This is a genomic window from Streptomyces sp. NRRL F-5727, assembly GCF_000719555.1.
GTDB lineage: Bacteria > Actinomycetota > Actinomycetes > Streptomycetales > Streptomycetaceae > Streptomyces.
The window spans coordinates 1-15,809 of record NZ_JOGX01000065.1 but is presented as its reverse complement, the minus strand read 5'-3'; the positions used below and the strand labels follow the sequence as shown (position 1 = coordinate 15,809).

Annotated in this window: 17 protein-coding genes; 10 read left to right on the top strand and 7 right to left on the bottom strand. The window is 71.7% G+C overall.

Going from position 1 to position 15,809, the window contains the following annotated elements; translation table 11 throughout:
• The first annotated feature begins 107 nt into the window (after positions 1-107).
• Positions 108-713 (top strand): dihydrofolate reductase family protein, encoded by a 606-nt coding sequence (locus IF73_RS0130990; protein ID WP_031013834.1) that lies wholly within the window; start codon positions 108-110, stop codon positions 711-713.
• 228 nt (positions 714-941) lie between these two features.
• On the opposite strand, the gene IF73_RS0130985 is transcribed toward IF73_RS0130990, so the two are convergent.
• A complete protein-coding gene (locus IF73_RS0130985; protein WP_031013833.1) occupies positions 942-1,820 on the bottom strand; it encodes a LysR family transcriptional regulator in 879 nt (292 codons plus the stop codon).
• 131 nt (positions 1,821-1,951) lie between these two features.
• On the opposite strand from IF73_RS0130985, the gene mgrA reads away from it, so the two are divergent.
• On the top strand, positions 1,952-2,944 hold the full coding sequence (gene mgrA / locus IF73_RS0130980) for an L-glyceraldehyde 3-phosphate reductase (protein ID WP_031013832.1): 993 nt from the start codon (positions 1,952-1,954) through the stop codon (positions 2,942-2,944).
• 121 nt (positions 2,945-3,065) lie between these two features.
• Here mgrA and IF73_RS0130975 read toward each other — a convergent pair whose 3' ends face one another.
• Complete coding sequence (locus IF73_RS0130975) at positions 3,066-3,485, bottom strand: subtilase-type protease inhibitor (RefSeq protein WP_031013831.1); 420 nt, start codon at positions 3,483-3,485, stop codon at positions 3,066-3,068.
• A gap of 558 nt (positions 3,486-4,043) precedes the next feature.
• Between IF73_RS0130975 and IF73_RS0130970 the strand changes: the two genes are divergently transcribed.
• From IF73_RS0130970 to IF73_RS0130955, 4 genes are all read left to right on the top strand, one after another.
• A complete protein-coding gene (locus IF73_RS0130970) occupies positions 4,044-4,418 on the top strand; it encodes an FKBP-type peptidyl-prolyl cis-trans isomerase (RefSeq protein WP_031013830.1) in 375 nt (124 codons plus the stop codon).
• 49 nt (positions 4,419-4,467) lie between these two features.
• Positions 4,468-5,025 (top strand): TetR/AcrR family transcriptional regulator, encoded by a 558-nt coding sequence (locus tag IF73_RS0130965; RefSeq protein WP_031013829.1) that lies wholly within the window; start codon positions 4,468-4,470, stop codon positions 5,023-5,025.
• Between the two features lie 87 nt (positions 5,026-5,112).
• Entirely contained in the window at positions 5,113-6,807 is a 1,695-nt protein-coding gene (locus tag IF73_RS0130960) for an alpha/beta fold hydrolase (RefSeq protein ID WP_031013828.1), read from the top strand.
• Between the two features lie 452 nt (positions 6,808-7,259).
• The gene (locus IF73_RS0130955) at positions 7,260-7,643 is read left to right on the top strand and encodes a hypothetical protein (RefSeq protein WP_234338395.1); all 384 of its coding nucleotides are present in this window, start codon (positions 7,260-7,262) and stop codon (positions 7,641-7,643) included.
• A gap of 369 nt (positions 7,644-8,012) precedes the next feature.
• Here the strand turns inward: IF73_RS0130955 and IF73_RS0130950 are convergent, their stop codons facing one another.
• Positions 8,013-8,339 carry a hypothetical protein gene (locus IF73_RS0130950; protein ID WP_158822200.1) on the bottom strand — a complete coding sequence of 109 codons (327 nt, stop codon included), beginning with the start codon at positions 8,337-8,339 and terminating at the stop codon, positions 8,013-8,015.
• Positions 8,340-8,579: 240 nt separating this feature from the next.
• On the opposite strand from IF73_RS0130950, the gene IF73_RS0130945 reads away from it, so the two are divergent.
• Positions 8,580-8,837, top strand: a complete 258-nt coding sequence (locus tag IF73_RS0130945; protein ID WP_031013825.1) for a DUF7660 family protein — start codon at positions 8,580-8,582, stop codon at positions 8,835-8,837.
• A 578-nt stretch (positions 8,838-9,415) separates the two neighbouring features.
• Here the strand turns inward: IF73_RS0130945 and IF73_RS0130940 are convergent.
• A complete protein-coding gene (locus IF73_RS0130940; RefSeq protein WP_031013824.1) occupies positions 9,416-10,153 on the bottom strand; it encodes a dienelactone hydrolase family protein in 738 nt (245 codons plus the stop codon).
• 549 nt (positions 10,154-10,702) lie between these two features.
• Between IF73_RS0130940 and IF73_RS0130935 the strand changes: the two genes are divergently transcribed.
• A complete protein-coding gene (locus IF73_RS0130935; protein WP_031013823.1) occupies positions 10,703-11,227 on the top strand; it encodes a hypothetical protein in 525 nt (174 codons plus the stop codon).
• Between the two features lie 141 nt (positions 11,228-11,368).
• Here IF73_RS0130935 and IF73_RS0130930 read toward each other — a convergent pair whose 3' ends face one another.
• Positions 11,369-11,953, bottom strand: a complete 585-nt coding sequence (locus IF73_RS0130930; RefSeq protein WP_031013822.1) for a TetR/AcrR family transcriptional regulator — start codon at positions 11,951-11,953, stop codon at positions 11,369-11,371.
• Positions 11,954-12,074: 121 nt separating this feature from the next.
• On the opposite strand from IF73_RS0130930, the gene IF73_RS0130925 reads away from it, so the two are divergent.
• The gene (locus IF73_RS0130925; RefSeq protein WP_031013821.1) at positions 12,075-12,944 is read left to right on the top strand and encodes an alpha/beta fold hydrolase; all 870 of its coding nucleotides are present in this window, start codon (positions 12,075-12,077) and stop codon (positions 12,942-12,944) included.
• 54 nt (positions 12,945-12,998) lie between these two features.
• On the opposite strand, the gene IF73_RS0130920 is transcribed toward IF73_RS0130925, so the two are convergent.
• Positions 12,999-14,207, bottom strand: coding sequence for a PucR family transcriptional regulator (locus tag IF73_RS0130920; RefSeq protein WP_031013820.1), 1,209 nt, complete (start codon positions 14,205-14,207; stop codon positions 12,999-13,001).
• A complete protein-coding gene (locus tag IF73_RS41645) occupies positions 14,204-14,356 on the bottom strand; it encodes a hypothetical protein (RefSeq protein ID WP_199806749.1) in 153 nt (50 codons plus the stop codon). Before IF73_RS41645 ends, IF73_RS0130920 begins: the two co-directional genes overlap by 4 nt.
• A gap of 182 nt (positions 14,357-14,538) precedes the next feature.
• Here IF73_RS41645 and IF73_RS0130910 point away from each other — a divergent pair, with 182 nt between their 5' ends.
• Positions 14,539-15,492, top strand: coding sequence for a DUF3068 domain-containing protein (locus IF73_RS0130910; RefSeq protein ID WP_031013819.1), 954 nt, complete (start codon positions 14,539-14,541; stop codon positions 15,490-15,492).
• The last annotated feature ends 317 nt before the right edge of the window (positions 15,493-15,809 follow it).

The following is a 15,809-nucleotide window of genomic DNA, read 5'->3' as shown; positions in this document are numbered from 1 at the left end:
CCACGCTGAAGACCCTCCTACCGCGATCCGGTTCCGTACGTCGCTCGGCCGATGAGTTTGCGTCTCCCGGACGGTCCAAGCTCGTGACAGCCAGAAAGGACACCGCCATGTCGGAGCTTCGCGTCGACTTCATCACCTCCCTCGACGGATACGCATCGGGACAGGGATGGCCCGGCTTCTGGGGCCTCGAAGGCCCGGAGTACCTCGCATGGCTCGGCGAGCAGCCCAAGGCCACCTATCTGATGGGGGCGAACACCTACCGCCTGATGTCGGGCTTCGCCGCGGGCGTCGTCCCCGAGGGACAAGACGAGTTCAGGCCCGAGGAGGAAGCGTCCGTCGACGAGCTCACGCAAGCCTCCAAGGTGGTGTTCTCCTCCTCCCTCGAAGCGCCCCTGACCTGGGCGAACTGCACGCTCGTCCGCGACGACGCCGTCGAGGCGGTCCGCGCCATGAAGGAGGGCGGCTCGGGACTCCTCAGCACGATCGGCAGCCTCAGCGTGAGCCGCTCCCTGCTGCGAGCCGGACTCGTCGACCGCTTCCGGGTCGTGATGTTCCCGGTGATCACCGGGGCCACCGGCGAGGAGCGCATCTACGACGGCTACCCGGACGTCGCCCTCGACATGACCGATCACCGCACGTTCGACGGCCGCATCCAGCTGGTCGAGTACAAGCCCCGCGTGCTCGACCACCCGCCGCTCGCCGGCCCCGCCTGACACCCCCTGGCACGTGTACTCGGCCGCGTACGACGGAGCGTGCCGCTCTCGCCCCGCGGGCCGGGCTTCGGAGCGTTCCTCGAAGAGGGTGGGGTCCGGCTTGCGGACGCCGTGGCCGGAGGAGACGACGACCGTCGCCAGCGGGTCGGGCGGGACGGCGGCGGGACGTCTGACGTGCTGGGCGTCGTGATCGCCGTGGGTGACGACGGCGAGTTGCGCGCCGCGGCGTCAGGACGGTCGGAGGAGCGCCATCAAGGCGCGGGCCGCGGGGCTGGTGGCCTCTGGAGGCGGGAGCAGCGCCACGGTTTCGTAGACGGTGTCGGCGACGCCGTTCATGGGGAGGGCTCGGAGGGTCTCGCGTTTCCGGCGGAAGTGCCGGGGTACGGCCGCGACACCCAGGTTCTCGTCCACCAGGTCGAGGAGGCTGTGGACGTCGTTGACCTCCAGTGCCACCTTGCGCCGTACGCCCGCGGCGGCGAAGGCCGCGTCGGTGGCCCGGCGCGGACCCCAGTCGGGGTGGAAGTCGACGAAGACCTCCGCGGCGAGGTCGGCGGGGGCGAGGGCCGCCCCGGCCGTCGCGAGCGGGTGCTCGGGGTGGCACAGCAGGGTCATCGGCTCGGTGGCGAGCGGGACCGAGCGCAACTGGTCGGAGTCGGCGCACGTGCGGTAGGCGAAGGCCAGGTCGAGACGCCCGCCGGAGACCTCTTCGGCCAGGTCGAGGGAGCCGGACTGGCGCAGCCTGATCTCCACGTCCGGGTGGCGGCGGCGGAACGCGGCCAGCAGCCCCGCCGCGTACACGCCGGCGATGCACTGCTCGGTGCCCAGCGTCAGCGTTCCGCGCAGGACGCCCTGCACTGCGGCCACCGCTTCCCGCGCGGTCCGCACCTGGGCCAGGATCCGCTCGGCCTCGCCGAGCAGCGCCCGTCCGGCCTCCGTCAGGGTCACCTGGCGGGTGGTCCGTACGAACAGGGGTGCCCGCAGCTCCCGTTCCAGCGCCCGGACGGACGCGGACAGGCCCGACTGGGACACCATGAGGCGTTCGGCGGCCCGGGTGAAGTGCCGTTCCTCGGCGACGGCGACGAAGTGCTGGAGGTGGCGCAGTTCCATGATTGAGAAGCGTATCCGCTGAATTCCATCGGATTCTCCTGTTGGACCGATGGTCCTGGGTGGGTGCAGATTGATCCAGGCAGGCCCCGGCCGCACGGGCGGCCGGCACCCCTCGACCTCATGGAGCCGTGTTGTACACCGCACACCCCGACCGATACGCCCGCATGCCCTACCGCCGTACCGGCAACAGCGGCCTGAAGCTGCCCGCGCTGTCACTGGGCCTGTGGCACAACTTCGGCCCCGACCGTACGGCCGACAGCCAGCGCGCCATCCTGCGCCGCGCCTTCGACCTGGGCATCACCCACTTCGACCTGGCGAACAACTACGGCCCGCCGCCCGGCGCCGCGGAGTCCGCCTTCGGCGACGTCCTCAGGTCGGACTTCGCGCGGCACCGCGACGAGATGATCGTCTCCACCAAGGCCGGATACCTGATGTGGCCGGGCCCGTACGGCGAGTGGGGGTCGCGCAAGTACCTGCTGTCGTCGCTGGACCAGAGCCTGAACCGCCTGGGCCTGGAGTACGTCGACGTCTTCTACTCGCACCGCTTCGACCCGGAGACTCCCCTGGAGGAGACGATGGGCGCCCTGCACTCCGCGGTGCAGCAGGGGAAGGCGCTCTACGTCGGCGTCTCCAACTACTCGGCCGAGCAGACCCGCGAGGCCGCCCGCATCCTCGGCGAGCTCGGCACCCCGCTGCTCATCCACCAGCCGCGCTACTCCCTGCTCGACCGGCGTCCGGAGACCGAGGGCCTGCTGGACGCGCTCGACGACCTCCGGGTCGGCTCCATCGCCTACTCCCCGCTGGAGCAGGGCCTGCTCACCGGCCGCTACCTGAACGGCGTCCCCGACGACTCGCGGGCGGCGAGCGACAGCCCCTTCCTGCAGCGGGAGGCCGTCACCGGGGACCTGGTGCACCGCCTGCGCGCCCTGAACGCCCTCGCGGAGGACCGTGGTCAGACCCTGGCGCAACTCGCCCTGGCCTGGGTGCTGCGCGGTGGGCGCGTGACCTCGGCCCTGATCGGCGCGAGCAGCACCGCCCAGCTCGACGACAGCGTGGCCGCCATCGGGAACCTCGACTTCGACGCCGAGGAGCTGGCTCGCATCGACGCCCTCGTCGGCCCGTGAGCCGTGGGGCACCGGCCCCGCCCGCAGCCTCGCGGTCGGACGCGCCCGCGGGGACGAGAGGGGGCGAGGAGACCGCCGGTGCCCTCACGACCCGCGCAGCGTCGACGCCGCCGACACGGTCTCAGAAAGCGAAGACGGTGTTGCCGTTCAGGGTGACGGACAGCTCGCAGGTGTTGGAGAACGTGTGCTTCCAGGCGATGCGCTCGCCCTCCCACACGCCGTCGGCGGTGACGGTGACCGGGTCGTAGTGGAGAGGGCAGAGGCGGTCGGGCGCCGGGGCCGTCAGCAGGCGGTCGAGGGAGCCGGAGGTGGCCGCGAGCGCCGCGCAGGCGGCCTCGGGGTCGGGGTGGGTGCCCTGGGCCGTCGGTGCGCAGCTGAGGGTCGACGCCCGGAGCACTGCGGCCTGCTCGTCGCCCTGGGCGATGGCCAGCACGAGGGCCGACGGGGCGTACAGGCTCTCCGGCTCGGCCTCCGCGACGCCGACGGAGCCGGCGAGGACGAGGAGGGCGGAGACGGAGACGGCGGCGATGCGGTGGCGCATGGCAGAGCTCACTTTCGAAGAGAAGGGAATCCGCAGAAGATTTCTGCGGCTCTACGGTCCAGCACCGCGGATACTGTCGCGAACGAAGGCCGCCCGCACGTCGAGGGCCTACTTACGGACAAGCCGTCAATGTCCGGCGACCGACCGGTCGTTCTGGCTGCTCGTCGCACCCGGGGCGCCTCTCGGGCGCACTGACGCAGGCCCGCCCACTTGGGATCACACCTGGAGATTCAGGCCGGCGCCCCCGCTGATGGCTCCCGGTGTTCACCTTCCGTGCATCGAAGATGACCGATTGCCATCACCGTTCGATCGAGACGGCCGTCAGGCGAGAGACGCATCCCGCGCTGGGCCACCGCTCCCGCCACCGTTCTCCCCGGCCGACGGGACGGGGCGGACGCGACGCCCTGCCTACGCGGACCCTCGCGCCCGGCCGCGGGCGCGCGCCGGAGATCCCCGGGCCGGGTTCCGTCACCTTCCCGGCGGGCGGCGTGCGAGAGTGATCACTCAGGCATGCCGGTCGACAGCGGGTCGGTCGGCGACGAGAGCGAGGAGCGCGTGATGACCCTGGAGCGACCGGAGATCGACACCCCAAAGGGGCGGCCGTCTCCCTACCTCCACCTCGAGGACGTGGTGGTCGGGGACGGGGCCGAGGCCACCAAGGGATCCGACGTGTCGGTCCACTACCTCGGCGTGGCCCACTCCACCGGGGAGGAGTTCGACGCCTCGTGGAACCGCGGCGAGGCATTCACGTTCACACTGGGCGCCGGACAGGTCATCAAGGGCTGGGACATGGGCGTGCGGGGCATGAAGGTCGGCGGCCGGCGGAAGCTGGTCATCCCGCCCCACCTGGCGTACGGCGACCGCTCGCCGTCGCCGGCCATCAAGCCGGGCGAGACCCTGGTCTTCGTGGTCGACCTGCTCTCGGTCGACTGACGCCCCGCCACCCGTTGAGAGAATATGTAGATCGGTCTACAGTGCACTCATGGGACTGAAGGGCGCCGAGACGCGCGACCGACTGCTGGACGCGACACAGGAGTTGATGGAAGCCGGGGGTTACCTCGGCGCCGGACTCAACCAGGTCATCGCGGTCAGCGGCGCGCCGCGCGGCTCGTTGTACTTCCACTTCCCCGGCGGCAAGGACCAGCTCGTCGGCGAGTCCGTCCGGCGGGCCGGGCGGGCGATCGGCGGCGAGCTGGAGGGGCTGGCCGACTCCAGTACGTCGGTGGCGGAGTTCGTCGAAGCGGTCCTGCGCAGCCTGGGAGAGCGGCTGGAAGCGTCGGGGTGGCACAAGGGGTGCCCGGTGGCCACTGTCGCACTGGAGACGGCCAGCACCAACGACCCGCTGCAGGAGGCGTGTTCGGAGGTCTACTCGTCATGGGAGGCGGCTCTGCGCGCACGTCTGGCAGGCCACCCGGACGCCGACGACCTCGCGGTCACCATCCTGGCCCTCGTCGAGGGGGCGCTCCTGCTGGCCCGGACACACCGCAGCAGGGAGCCCCTGGAGCGGGTCGCCCGCCGGATCGGCGCCCTGGTCGGCTGACGCCGGTCGACACACGGCCCGCCGTCACCGGCGGGTCTCTTTTTCTGTCCCGAAAATATGTAGACCGATCTATTCGAGGAGAGTTCCATGGACGCGATCGTCTTCGGCGCGACCGGTTTCATCGGCCGTTCCCTCGTCGCCGAGCTGCTCGCCCGGGGCCGGCGGGTGGCGGCGGCCGTACGCGACGACACCCTCACCCCGTGGCTGACGTCCCAGGGCGTCGACCTCCGCGGGCTCGAGATCGTCACCGCCGACATCACCCGACCGCTCGCGGAGCTCCCCGACGTGCGGGACGTGTACAACGCCGCCGGCCGCTTCGCCTTCGGCCTCAGCGAGCGGGAGGCACGGTCGGTGAACGTCGACGGCGCGCTGAACGTGGTCGAATGGGCCGCCACGCTGCCCCGGCTGCGCAGGCTCGTGCACATCAGCGGGTACCGGGTGAGCGCGGCCGACGGTCACCCCGACTACGCCGGGCTGGGAGCCTACGAGGCGTCGAAGTTCGAGGGCGACCTCGCCGTACGCGCCCGCGCCGAGGCGCTGTCGGTGCCGCTGACCGTCGCCAACCCGAGCACCGTCATCGGGCCGGGCCAGTACATCGGCCTGGCCACCCTCGTCGAGGACCTGTGGAACGGGCGGCTCCCCGCGCTGCCCGGAGGCTCCGACACCTTCCTGCCGGTCACGACCGTCGACTACTTCGTGCGGTTCCTGGCGGAGATCCCCGCGGCGCCCGTGGGCGAGCACTACTGGGTGCTCGACGACGACACCCCGCTCCTGCCCGAGCTGATCGGCACGATGGCCGCGCACATGGGCGTACGGGCACCGCGCCGGACCATTCCCGCCGGGCTGCTGCGCCGGCTGCCGGCGCGGCTGACCGGTGCCGACCCCGAGACGCTGTCGTTCCTCTCCGCCGACCGCTACCCGACGGCATCCGCCCGTGCCTTCGCCGCGCGCGCCGGTCTGGAGATGCCTCCGGTGCACCAGGCCCTGCGCACCTGGGCGGACGACCTGGTGGCCGCCCGCTTCGGTTCCGCGTCGCCCTGGCGGAGCCCGTACGGCTTCCACACCGTCGCCGGCGCTCCGACCTGGGTGACCGGCGACCGGCAACGCCCCGCCCACGTCCTGCTGCACGGCCTGCCGATGAACGGCGACCTCTGGGGGCCCGTCGCGGCCCACCTCCCCGGCCCGGTACTCGCCCCGGACCTGCCCGGCCTGGGCCGCTCGGCCCCCTCGCCGCAACCGATCGACGTGTGGCTGGCCGACCTGATGGGCCCGGTGCGGACCCGGCCGGTGCTGGTCGCGCACTCCCTGGCCTGCGGGCCCGCCGTCCGCTTCGCCGTCGACCATCCGGACCGCCTCAGCGGCCTCGTCCTCGTCTCCCCGGCGTTCCTGCAGGCGCCCGCCCCACGGCTCGCCCGCTCCGTCGTGGCCGCTCCGCTGCTACGCCGCATGCCGGCCCCTCGGCTGGCCCGGACGCTCGGCGTCCCCGACGGACCGGAGGCGCGGAGCGCCGCGGCCGACCTGAGGCGCCCCGGGGTGGCGCGACGCGTGACCGCGTCCCTCCGCGCAGACGCCGCCGAGCGCCGCCGGTGGCGGGCGCTGCTCGACCGGGTGACCGTCCCGGTCCGGATCGTCGTGGGTTCGACGGACCCGCTGACCGAGCCCGTCGACCTCCCGGTGACAGAGATCGCCGGGGCCGGCCACTACCCCCAACTGACCCATCCCGCGCAGGTCGCCCACGTCGCCGACGCCCTCCGCCCCACCGCCGCACCGCCCGGCGCGTGAAGGGGCTGTCGGGTGGGGAAGGGCGGCGCAGGACTGATGACGGCTGGACTCGCCGCCGAACTCGACCTCGGCCGACCGGTGGGCCGTGGAGAGAAGACGATCGGTTCGCCGCCGGCACCGGTCAGGCTTGTGGCGGCGGGCGCGGTACTCAGAAGCCGTGCGCAGGGCGTGCGTCAGGGCACCGGCGGGAGTCGCCCCAGAACCGCCCCGCCGCGGTCTGCGTACGGGACCCGTCGGCATCGCCCGTAGGGGAGGATCGGCCGCGCCGGGCAGTGTCAGACCCCGGTGCTAGCGTCACTTCCATGGCAAACCGCTCGTACCTCTATTCCGCAGACTCGATGCCGAACGAGGCGGAACTCCCCCGCCAGATCCGATGCATATCGGAGCACAACTGGGACATCCCTCTCGCGCACAAGCTCCTGGTGGGGCGCGGGACCACGATTGTCCCGTCCATGATCTGGAACCCTCCGATCGGGATCGCCGCGGACTACGCCGCCGGCACGGCCTTGCTCCGCGACCTCCTGCGCGCGGTCGGCAAGGGTTTGGAGGACGACACCGAGTTCGCCGACTGCGTCGCCAGAACCACCGCCCACCTGGAGAAGCAGCAGGCGAAGTACTTCGTCCTCGAGACCGGGGAGATCGTCTCGATGACGGATGACGATCCGGCAGCAAGCGTGTGGCGTCTGGCATCCGAGGACATCCCCGACGCCGTCGCCAAGGCCGAGGCGGCGATCGCCGGCCAGAACGACGACTGGCTGGCCTCTCTCCGCGCCGACTGGCAGCCCCACTTCGCGTCCTTCTACAGCGACGCGCTCTACTTCTCCTTCCCCGGCTGACAGCGCCTCCCGTCGCGCCGCAACCGGACGATGCCCCGCGGCGCGTCGCCGTATCCACCTACGCACAGGCGTCAAAGCCCGGCGCAGCCAACCCCTGCCGAAAGCCGCAGCCTCTCGGACGACACCTCCGAGGGGCTGCGGGGAGGGGATGCCTCCGGCACAGGAAGCGGTGCCGAAACCGCAGGCCGCAGGCCCCGACACCGGCTGGGGACGGGGCTGGCGCGTCATGGAGAAGCGCATACACACGGCAAGGCCCTGCCACCAAGCTGGACCGCTTTTCGACTGTTCGATCCCGCGAAGACAGCGGTGCGGCTCAACGAGGACGGGTACCAAGGCTGACCGGCTGAGGTCGCCCCGTCAGCGGGCACCTCACCCCTCGCTGCGCGGCGAAGGCGGTTCGCCCTCGGCGGCCAGGGTGACCTGGGCGGTCCACGACCAAGGCTCGCGAGGCGGATCCCACCTCACCTCAATGTCCGCGCCGTGGAAGTCGCGCGCGAGCTCGGCCACCACCAACGCCGCCGCGGCGCGCGCTTCTTGCGGATCGGCTCTCATCGGAACGTCCAGGCCCCCGCAGAGCATTCCGCCTTCCGCGGTGAGGACGCTGGTGCGCCGGCCCTCCGGCGTCGCCAACAGGATGACCCCCGTTGGAACGCCGAAGTCGGGCCGCTTCTTCTGCCCCTTCTTGCGTCTCGTCATGCCGCCATCCAACATCGTTGGGTTCACTGTCGTGGGGCGTGGGAGAAGGTTCAACCACCGCGATGCGGTTCGCAGCCTGTCATGCTCACCTGGCCGGGTGAGAACACGCTCAGTCCCCATTGAAGCGGAGACTCCTGCGGGGGCCGGCGCCGTGGACCGGTTCTCCGAACAGCGGTAGGCCGATGAGCCCGCTGCTCCTCTCGATCGTCGAGCGGAGGAGGTGCGAGGTACCTTCACTCCATGCCGCTCACCCCCACCCCCGACCACGAGGTTCGCAGCAGCGAGGACCTGGTCGCCGTCGTTCGAGAACTGCACCAGGACTACCTGAGCCGGGGACAAGAATGGGAGAACCAGAGCCTCGATCGCTTTCTTGAGGCCCTCGCGGCGTGGGTGGACGACTCGCCGGGTTGGTATCGAAGCTTCGGGAAGCAGCTCCCTGAGGAAGGAGACTGGACCTTCCTCGCCCGAGCGTTGCAGGCCGCCACCGTTTATGAGTGAGCCCCAGCCCTGGAGACTTCGCCGATTACGCCGAAGTGCCCGGTGACGGGGTGCGGGTGTGGTCGTGACACGCCGTGCGGCCGGCCGCTCGTGAGGAGCGAAGCGGCCCGCAGACTGGATACGAGCCTCTCGCCGAGACCCCCGTTTTCCTCGGCCGGCAAAGCCGTCATCACCGCACCGATCGACGAGCGCGGGATCGGCGTGCAGGCATCCGCCCAGACTGACACCCGCGCAACGGTGACCCACCGGGTCGCCCGGCGCCCGAGCAGCGGCTCGCGCTGATCGAGCGAGTGGGGAGTCGGGACTCCATCGTCAGCGAGGGCGAATGCAACGCCGAGTTCCGCGCCGTCAGCAAGTCCCTCGCGCCCGCGCCGTGCATCGGGTGAGCGCTCTGCCCGCGCGTTCGTCGAGCTGGTCACCGAGCACAAGCCGTCGAGCGACCGCAGAGCGTCAGTGTCCGGCCCGGACACCACCATCCCCGCCGCGCTGACCAGGGCGCGACGCGTGCGCCCCCGGCCTCGGCAGGCTCGCCCCGTGTCCGCTGCGTCAGCCGCCTTACGCAGCGGGTCGGTGCCTGGTCATGTCTGCGGATCCGCCGTCACGGGCAGGCACTCGGTGAGCAGGTCGACGATGTCGCGCCAGGCTCGCCGCGCATGTTGTGGGTGGTGGCCGACGCCGGGGACCGTGGGGTGGTCGACCGGGGGGTGGTGGAAGGCGTGCAAGGCGCCGCCGTAGACCGTGAGGCGCCAGTCGACGCCCGCCGCCTGCATCTCCGCGGTGAACGCCTCCCGTTGCGCGGGCGGCATGATCGGGTCCTCCGAACCGACCCCGGCCCACACCGGGCAGCGGATGCGCGCTGCCTCGCCCGGTCGGCCCGTGGTGGTCGCGTTGATCGTCCCGATCGCGCGCAGGTCGACGCCGTCGCGCCCGAGTTCCAGTGCGATGGCGCCCCCGGTGCCGTAGCCGATGGCGGCGATCCGGTCGGGGTCGGTCCTCGGTTCGGTGCGGACGGCGTCGAGTGCCGCGTGGCCGATGCCCCGCATCCGGTCGGGGTCGGCGAGCAGCGGCATACAACGGGCCAGCATCTCCTCGGGGTCGCCCAGATAGCGCCCGCCGTGAAGGTCGAAGGCCAGCGCCACGTAACCCAGTTCGGCGAGGGCATCGGCCCGGCGACGCTCGACGTCGCCGAGTCCCATGCCCTCCGGCCCGACCAGCACCGCGGGCCGGCGGTCGGCACCGGCCGGAAGCGCGAGGTGTCCGATCATCGTCAAACCGTCCGCCGGGTACTGGACCGTACGCGTCGTGATCGTCGTCATGAGACGGGACTGTAGTGATCGTCGAGCCCGGTTCGGTCGCTGTTCTGCCACCGGCGGAACCTCTGGCCTTGCGCCGCGCACGCCTCTCTCCCGCGCCCGCGGTACGTGAACGGCTCGTACAGCGCCCGCGGTAGCCCCGTACGCCGCCGGCGGCAGCGCGAAGTGCGTCCGCCTGCGGGACGACCGGCGGTGGGGCCGGCGGACAAGATCGGGCGAGAACCAGCAGCAGAAGTCGTACGAGGAGAGGGAGCACCTCATGTCCGTCCGTTACGTGCTTGCCGCCGGCGCAGGCACCGCGCTCGGGGGGGCTCGGGCGCCCTGGCCGTGGTGTCCGGGCCGATCTCGATGGTCCTCGGCCGGCCGGTCCTGATCCGCTCCCGCCGCACCGGCTGACCGGCTGACCGGCTGACCGCCCCGACTGCGAGCGTGCGTGCGAGTGAGAGAGGGGCGACACGAACAGGGCCACGGGCGGGGACAGGGACCGGGACTGGGGTTTGTGGAGACGATGACGGCAACCGAAACTCCCGCACGGGCGGGACCCTGGCGGAGTTGGGGCGCTTCTGCTTCCGGCGGCGCCGGCTGGTCCTGCTGGCCTGGGTCGTCGGTGTGATCGCCGGGGTGTTCGCCGGTTTCGGCTACGGCGCCGCCCCCGACAACGACTTCTCCGGAGGAGACTCGCAGTCGGCCAAGGCACAGCAGCTGACGCTGATGGAGCGGCACTTCCCCAAGGAGCGAGGGGACCGGCTCACCCTCGCGATCAAGGCCGCCAAGGGGATCGACGATCCTGCCGCCAAGCGGAGGATCGAGAGGGTCGTCGCCGCTCTCGCCGACTCGCCCGTCACCGGACCGGTCGCCCCGCCGTATCAGGACAAGAGCCTGGTGACGAAGGATCGCCGGATCGCCCGCACGACCACCCCGCTCGCCACCAAGGAGGTGGACAGGGTGACGGGCGCTGCCGGTCGGTTCGGGCGCTCCTTGGAGCCCCGAGGAGTGACGGGCGCTGTCGGTCGGCGCGGGAGCTCCTTGGAGCCCCGAGGAGTGACGGGCGCTGTCGGTCGGTTCGGGCACCCGTGAGGACGTCGGCCTCTCACGACCTCGTGGTCGTCCTGGAGGCCGACGTCGTCGTGGGGCCGGACGGCCCGCGCGCCCGCCCTCTCGCCCACGCGGTGTGCGAGCCCCTGCTCGAACCCACTGTTCGGAGCGCGGGGGTGGCTCTCACGCCTTGTAGGAGTCGATGAGTCGGGCCAGGTGCTCGCCCGCGACCACCAGGGGCTTCTCGCTCTTGGAGACCTGTGCGGTGAGTTCGGCGCCTTCCAGGGTGCTGATGACGGTGAGGGACAGGTCGCGCGCGTCGCCTTCCGGGAGTCCGGCTTCGCGGAGGGTGGCCGCCACCAGGTCGCGCCAGTGCTGGAAGGCTTGGGCGACGGCCTGCTCGATGTCGGGGACGCGGCCGGTGGTCTCCAGGGCGGTGGCGCTGATGGGGCAGCCGTCCATCCAGGCGGAGTCGCGCAGGTGGTCGGCGAGCGCGCGGGCGCAGGCGGCGATGGCCTTCGCCGGGTCGGCGTCCGCGGACAGGGACGTCGACAGCATGTCGGCGAACTCCTGGTCGGCGTGCTGGACCGCCGCCACACCCAGCGCCTGCTTGCCACCGGGGAAGAAGTGGTAGACCGAGCCGAGCGTGGCGGCGGCCTCCTGGGCAACCTGCTTGATGCCGGTGCCCTCGTACCCCTGGCGCTGCATCAGCAGGGAGGCCGCGCGCACGATGCGCTCCCGGGTGCCGGGCTGTGGTGTGTTCGCCATACGCCAGAGCTTACTGGATAGATCGTTCGTTCTAGCTTGTGGGCCGCGTGGACGCCGTGCTAGCTTCCGACTAGTTAGAACGTTCTTTTTAGACGTTCTCGGAGAAAGACGAGGAGCTGAGATGCGACACAAGCGGATCACCGTCAACGGCCTGGACCTGGCCTACGTCGAAGCAGGAGAAGGGCCGCTGGCCCTGATGCTGCACGGCTTCGACACGCCTCACCTGTACCGCTACCTCATGCCGGCGCTGGCCGAGGCGGGTTACCACGCCGTCGTTCCCACCATGCGGGGGTTCGCCCCCTCCCAGGTGCCGCCGGACGGCAGCATGCGCCTTCCCGACCTGATCGCCGATGCCAACGGCCTCCACGAGGCGCTCGGCGGCGGCCCCGACGCGGTCCTGATCGGGCACGACTGGGGCGGCTTCACCACGTGGGGCGCCGCCGCGGCCTCGCCCGAGCGGTGGGCCAAGGTGGTCGTCAACGACGTCCCGCCGCTGCGGTTCTACGACCGGAACGGCGCGGACCCCGAGCGGATCGAGCGGTACGTCCACTTCTACTTCTTCCAGATGGCCTTAGCCGACACCGTCGTCGCGGCCAACGACCTCGCCTACCTCGACTGGCTCTGGAACCACTGGACGGGGACCGTCCCCGGCTACGACTCCACCGAGGACCGCAAGGCGATGAAGGAGGGACTCGACACCCCGGAGAGGCTCCACCTCGGTCTGGAGCTCTACCGGCAGAACTTCCCGGCGGCGACCTTCGGCACCCCCGACTGGGAGATGGCCCGGGTGCTGGACAGGCTGCCGTCCCAGCCCACCCTGTACCTCCACGGAACCGAGGACCCCGTGGTCGACGAGGCGACGCTCGCCGAACTCGTCGCCATGCTCCCGCCCGGATCGGACGGCGCCATGATCGAAGGCGCCGGACACTTCCTCCTCTCCGAGAAGCCGCAGGAGGTCAACGAGCGCATCCTCGCCTTCCTGGCTCGCTGATCCCACCGGCGGCCGCACCGCGCCGGGCCGGGCGTCTTCCCCGGCCCGGCGGGGCTACGGGGAGGCTTGGTCCGGTGCGGTGCGGAGGCGTTGGGAGCGGAGAACCAGGAGGAGTTCGAAGCGGCGGTCGGGGTCGTCCAGGGTTTCGCCCCACAGTTCGCGGATCTGGCGGAGCCGGTAGCGGGCGGTCTGGGGGTGGATGCCGAGGCGGTGGGCTACCTCGGGGGCGCCGCCGGAGGTCTCGATCCAGGCCAGGAGCGTGTCGGCGAGGCGCCGGGCCTGGGCGGGGGCGACGTCGTTCAGGGGGGTGAGGCACCGGGCGGCCGCGGCGTCGATGAGATCACGGGAGGGGAGCAGCAGGAGTTCCTCCATGCGGTCGGTGCAGTGCTGTACCTCGCCGTGCGGCAGCAGGCCCTCCTCCGTCAGGGCGACGGCTGTCTCCGCCCAGCGCAGGGAGGCGACGGCGTGGGCGAGGGGCACGGTGGGGCCGATGGCGCCCGACCAGCCGGCGGTGGCGTGGCGGACGTGGTCGGCGCGGCCGGCGGCGTCCGGGTCGGGGATGACCAGGCGCGGCTGTTCGCTCTCCATGTCGAGGAGGATCCCCCGGCCGAGGGCGGGCGCGACGGCCTCCCGCGCGGGCCGGACGAGGAGTCCGACGGCGACGGTGGCCGGCAGTTCCCAGCCGATCCGTGCGGCGCGCTCCCCGAGGGACTGGGCGGGGTCCGCGTGCGGGCCGGACAGGAGCCGGTCGATCAGGCGGCGCTGCAGCCGCAGGCGTTCGCCCTCCTGACGGGCCGCCGCCTCGGCGTAGCCGCGGACCGACTGTTCCACCAGGCCGTCCAGGTACTTGAAGCCGGACTCGGCGAGTTCGTACATGGCGGGTGCGGCGATGTCGACCTGCTGGCCGATCTCGGCGAACCGGCGCCAGGCCAGGCGTACCCCGAGGCGGTAGACGGCCTGGAGGGAGTCCAGGCTGCGTCCGTTCAGGCCCTCTCCCCGCCCGAACTCCTGGAAGACCTCGGACGGCACGCGCGGGTCGGCGGCGCCGGACGCGAGGTGGTGGACGAATCCCTCGATGGCCCGCCGGATCCCGACGAGGGCCTTCGGCTCGCCGGACTCGTCCTCCACGAGGCGTAGTTCGGGGAACTCCTGGCGGATGGCGCGGAGGATCTCGTGGGCCAGGGTGGCCGATTCGGCCAGTGCGACGTCGGCGAACCGGTCCATCTGCGGCCGGGGCACCTCACTCCAGGCGAGTCGGGTCATCGGCTCGCCGGGGTGGTCTCGTAGGTGACCAGGGGTACGTTGGGCTGCTCCGGGACGCTGTCGAGCAGGGACACGATCCCGAAGGAGGCGCCCACGGCGCACGCCGTGGCGATCACGACGGTTGCTGTTGCTGCGATCAGTCTGCGCATGGTGTCGGGTCAGCTCCTCGCTGGAGACGTCCCCCCTCCCGGCCGGCCCCCACGCCGACCGACAGTCTTGACAGGACATTGACATCTCGTCAAGGGCTGCCTAGCGTCTTCGGCCACAAGGACCTCGACCGGGTCCTGGGGTCCGTGCGTCTCCGTGAGAGTTCTCGAACCAGGAGTCCCGGATGCGCCGTACCGCTTCGCCCTTGTCCCTGATCCTGCTGGGAGCAGGGGTCTTTCTGCTGGTCCTCGCGCCGCTGTTGGTGGCGCACGTGCTTCCGGAGGCGAAACGCACTCCGCTCGACGTCGACACGACGACCGTCTTCACGGGTACCGGAAGCCACTTCGACACCGGTCTGCTCAAGACGGTGGACGGCCGGCGGATCACCATCACCCGGCAGGTCCGCGGCGCCGTCGCCGACGGGGTGCGGAGCGGGAAGGCCGTGTGGGACGTGTCGACGTCGGTGGACACCGACGCCACCCTGCCCGCGTCCGACACCCGTGACTCGCTCCAGTGGTCGCTGGAGCGGTGGGTGACGGACCGGCGGACGAACGAGCCGGCGCACTGCTGCGGCGAGTCGCCCGTCTTCGACGGCGAGGCGTACCTGAAGTTCCCCTTCGACGTCGAGCGGCGCGACTACCGCTGGTGGGACGGCACGCTCGGCGGCGTCGTCCTCCTCCGCCACGTCGGCCCCGGCACGGTGCAGGGGCACCGGGGGCTGCGTTTCACCGGCACCGTCCCCCCTACCCGTACGGGCGTGCGCCAGGTCCCGGGGAAGCTCGTCGGACTTCCGGAGCGGCCGCAGGTCCTCGCCGAGGAGTGGTACGAGAACACCGGCATCGAGCTGGTGGTGGACCAGCCCACCGGTCGCATCCTGTACGCGGCCATCGGGCCGCGGAAGACCCTGCGGGCGCCGGAGGCGGACGAGGACGCCGTCGTGCTGCTCTCCAGCGACCGGATCGCGTTCACCGAGGCGACGCAGCGCCGGCAGGTGGAGCTGGCCGCGTCGGACGGCAGGAGGCTGGAACTGCTCGGCAGCGTCGTTCCGGCGGTGGCCGGGCTGCTCGGTGCGCTGCTCGCGCTGGTCGGCGGGATCCTGGTGGCTCGCGGACGGGTCCGCCCGACGGGGCGCGGCTGACGCTCACTTGTCGACACATCCTCGCGCCTGAGCGGTCGCCAAGTTGTCATACCGGTGAGTAGCCCCGGGTCGATCGCCTGGCGAAGACTGGCGTTCCCCATCAAGCACGAACCCCAGCCCGGTCACCCCTGTCCACCACTGTCCGCCCCGGTCCCCCTCTGTCCACTCCCGTCCCCGCACGTCCCCGCGTCCCCCTTCCGTCCCGTTCCACCGTCCCCGTTCCGTCCGTTCCGCCCTCCCCCTTCCGTCCCCATCCGGCCTCCCCGGGCCACCCGCACGAGTTGGAGCACGCATGCCCCAGCACGGCCCGCCCCCGC

What these genes read in the sequence shown, in the direction of transcription:
- IF73_RS0130965 (WP_031013829.1), top strand. Translation starts at nt 4,468, where the DNA reads ATGGGACTGAAGGGCGCCGAGACGCGCGACCGACTGCTGGACGCGACA.
- IF73_RS0130950 (WP_158822200.1), bottom strand. Translation starts at nt 8,339, where the DNA reads ATGACGAGACGCAAGAAGGGGCAGAAGAAGCGGCCCGACTTCGGCGTT.
- IF73_RS0130930 (WP_031013822.1), bottom strand. Translation starts at nt 11,953, where the DNA reads ATGGCGAACACACCACAGCCCGGCACCCGGGAGCGCATCGTGCGCGCG.
- IF73_RS0130960 (WP_031013828.1), top strand. Translation starts at nt 5,113, where the DNA reads ATGGACGCGATCGTCTTCGGCGCGACCGGTTTCATCGGCCGTTCCCTC.
- IF73_RS0130990 (WP_031013834.1), top strand. Translation starts at nt 108, where the DNA reads ATGTCGGAGCTTCGCGTCGACTTCATCACCTCCCTCGACGGATACGCA.
- IF73_RS0130925 (WP_031013821.1), top strand. Translation starts at nt 12,075, where the DNA reads ATGCGACACAAGCGGATCACCGTCAACGGCCTGGACCTGGCCTACGTC.
- IF73_RS0130985 (WP_031013833.1), bottom strand. Translation starts at nt 1,820, where the DNA reads ATGGAACTGCGCCACCTCCAGCACTTCGTCGCCGTCGCCGAGGAACGG.
- IF73_RS0130910 (WP_031013819.1), top strand. Translation starts at nt 14,539, where the DNA reads ATGCGCCGTACCGCTTCGCCCTTGTCCCTGATCCTGCTGGGAGCAGGG.
- IF73_RS0130940 (WP_031013824.1), bottom strand. Translation starts at nt 10,153, where the DNA reads ATGACGACGATCACGACGCGTACGGTCCAGTACCCGGCGGACGGTTTG.
- IF73_RS41645 (WP_199806749.1), bottom strand. Translation starts at nt 14,356, where the DNA reads ATGCGCAGACTGATCGCAGCAACAGCAACCGTCGTGATCGCCACGGCG.
- IF73_RS0130970 (WP_031013830.1), top strand. Translation starts at nt 4,044, where the DNA reads ATGACCCTGGAGCGACCGGAGATCGACACCCCAAAGGGGCGGCCGTCT.
- IF73_RS0130955 (WP_234338395.1), top strand. Translation starts at nt 7,260, where the DNA reads ATGATCTGGAACCCTCCGATCGGGATCGCCGCGGACTACGCCGCCGGC.
- IF73_RS0130945 (WP_031013825.1), top strand. Translation starts at nt 8,580, where the DNA reads ATGCCGCTCACCCCCACCCCCGACCACGAGGTTCGCAGCAGCGAGGAC.
- IF73_RS0130920 (WP_031013820.1), bottom strand. Translation starts at nt 14,207, where the DNA reads ATGACCCGACTCGCCTGGAGTGAGGTGCCCCGGCCGCAGATGGACCGG.
- IF73_RS0130975 (WP_031013831.1), bottom strand. Translation starts at nt 3,485, where the DNA reads ATGCGCCACCGCATCGCCGCCGTCTCCGTCTCCGCCCTCCTCGTCCTC.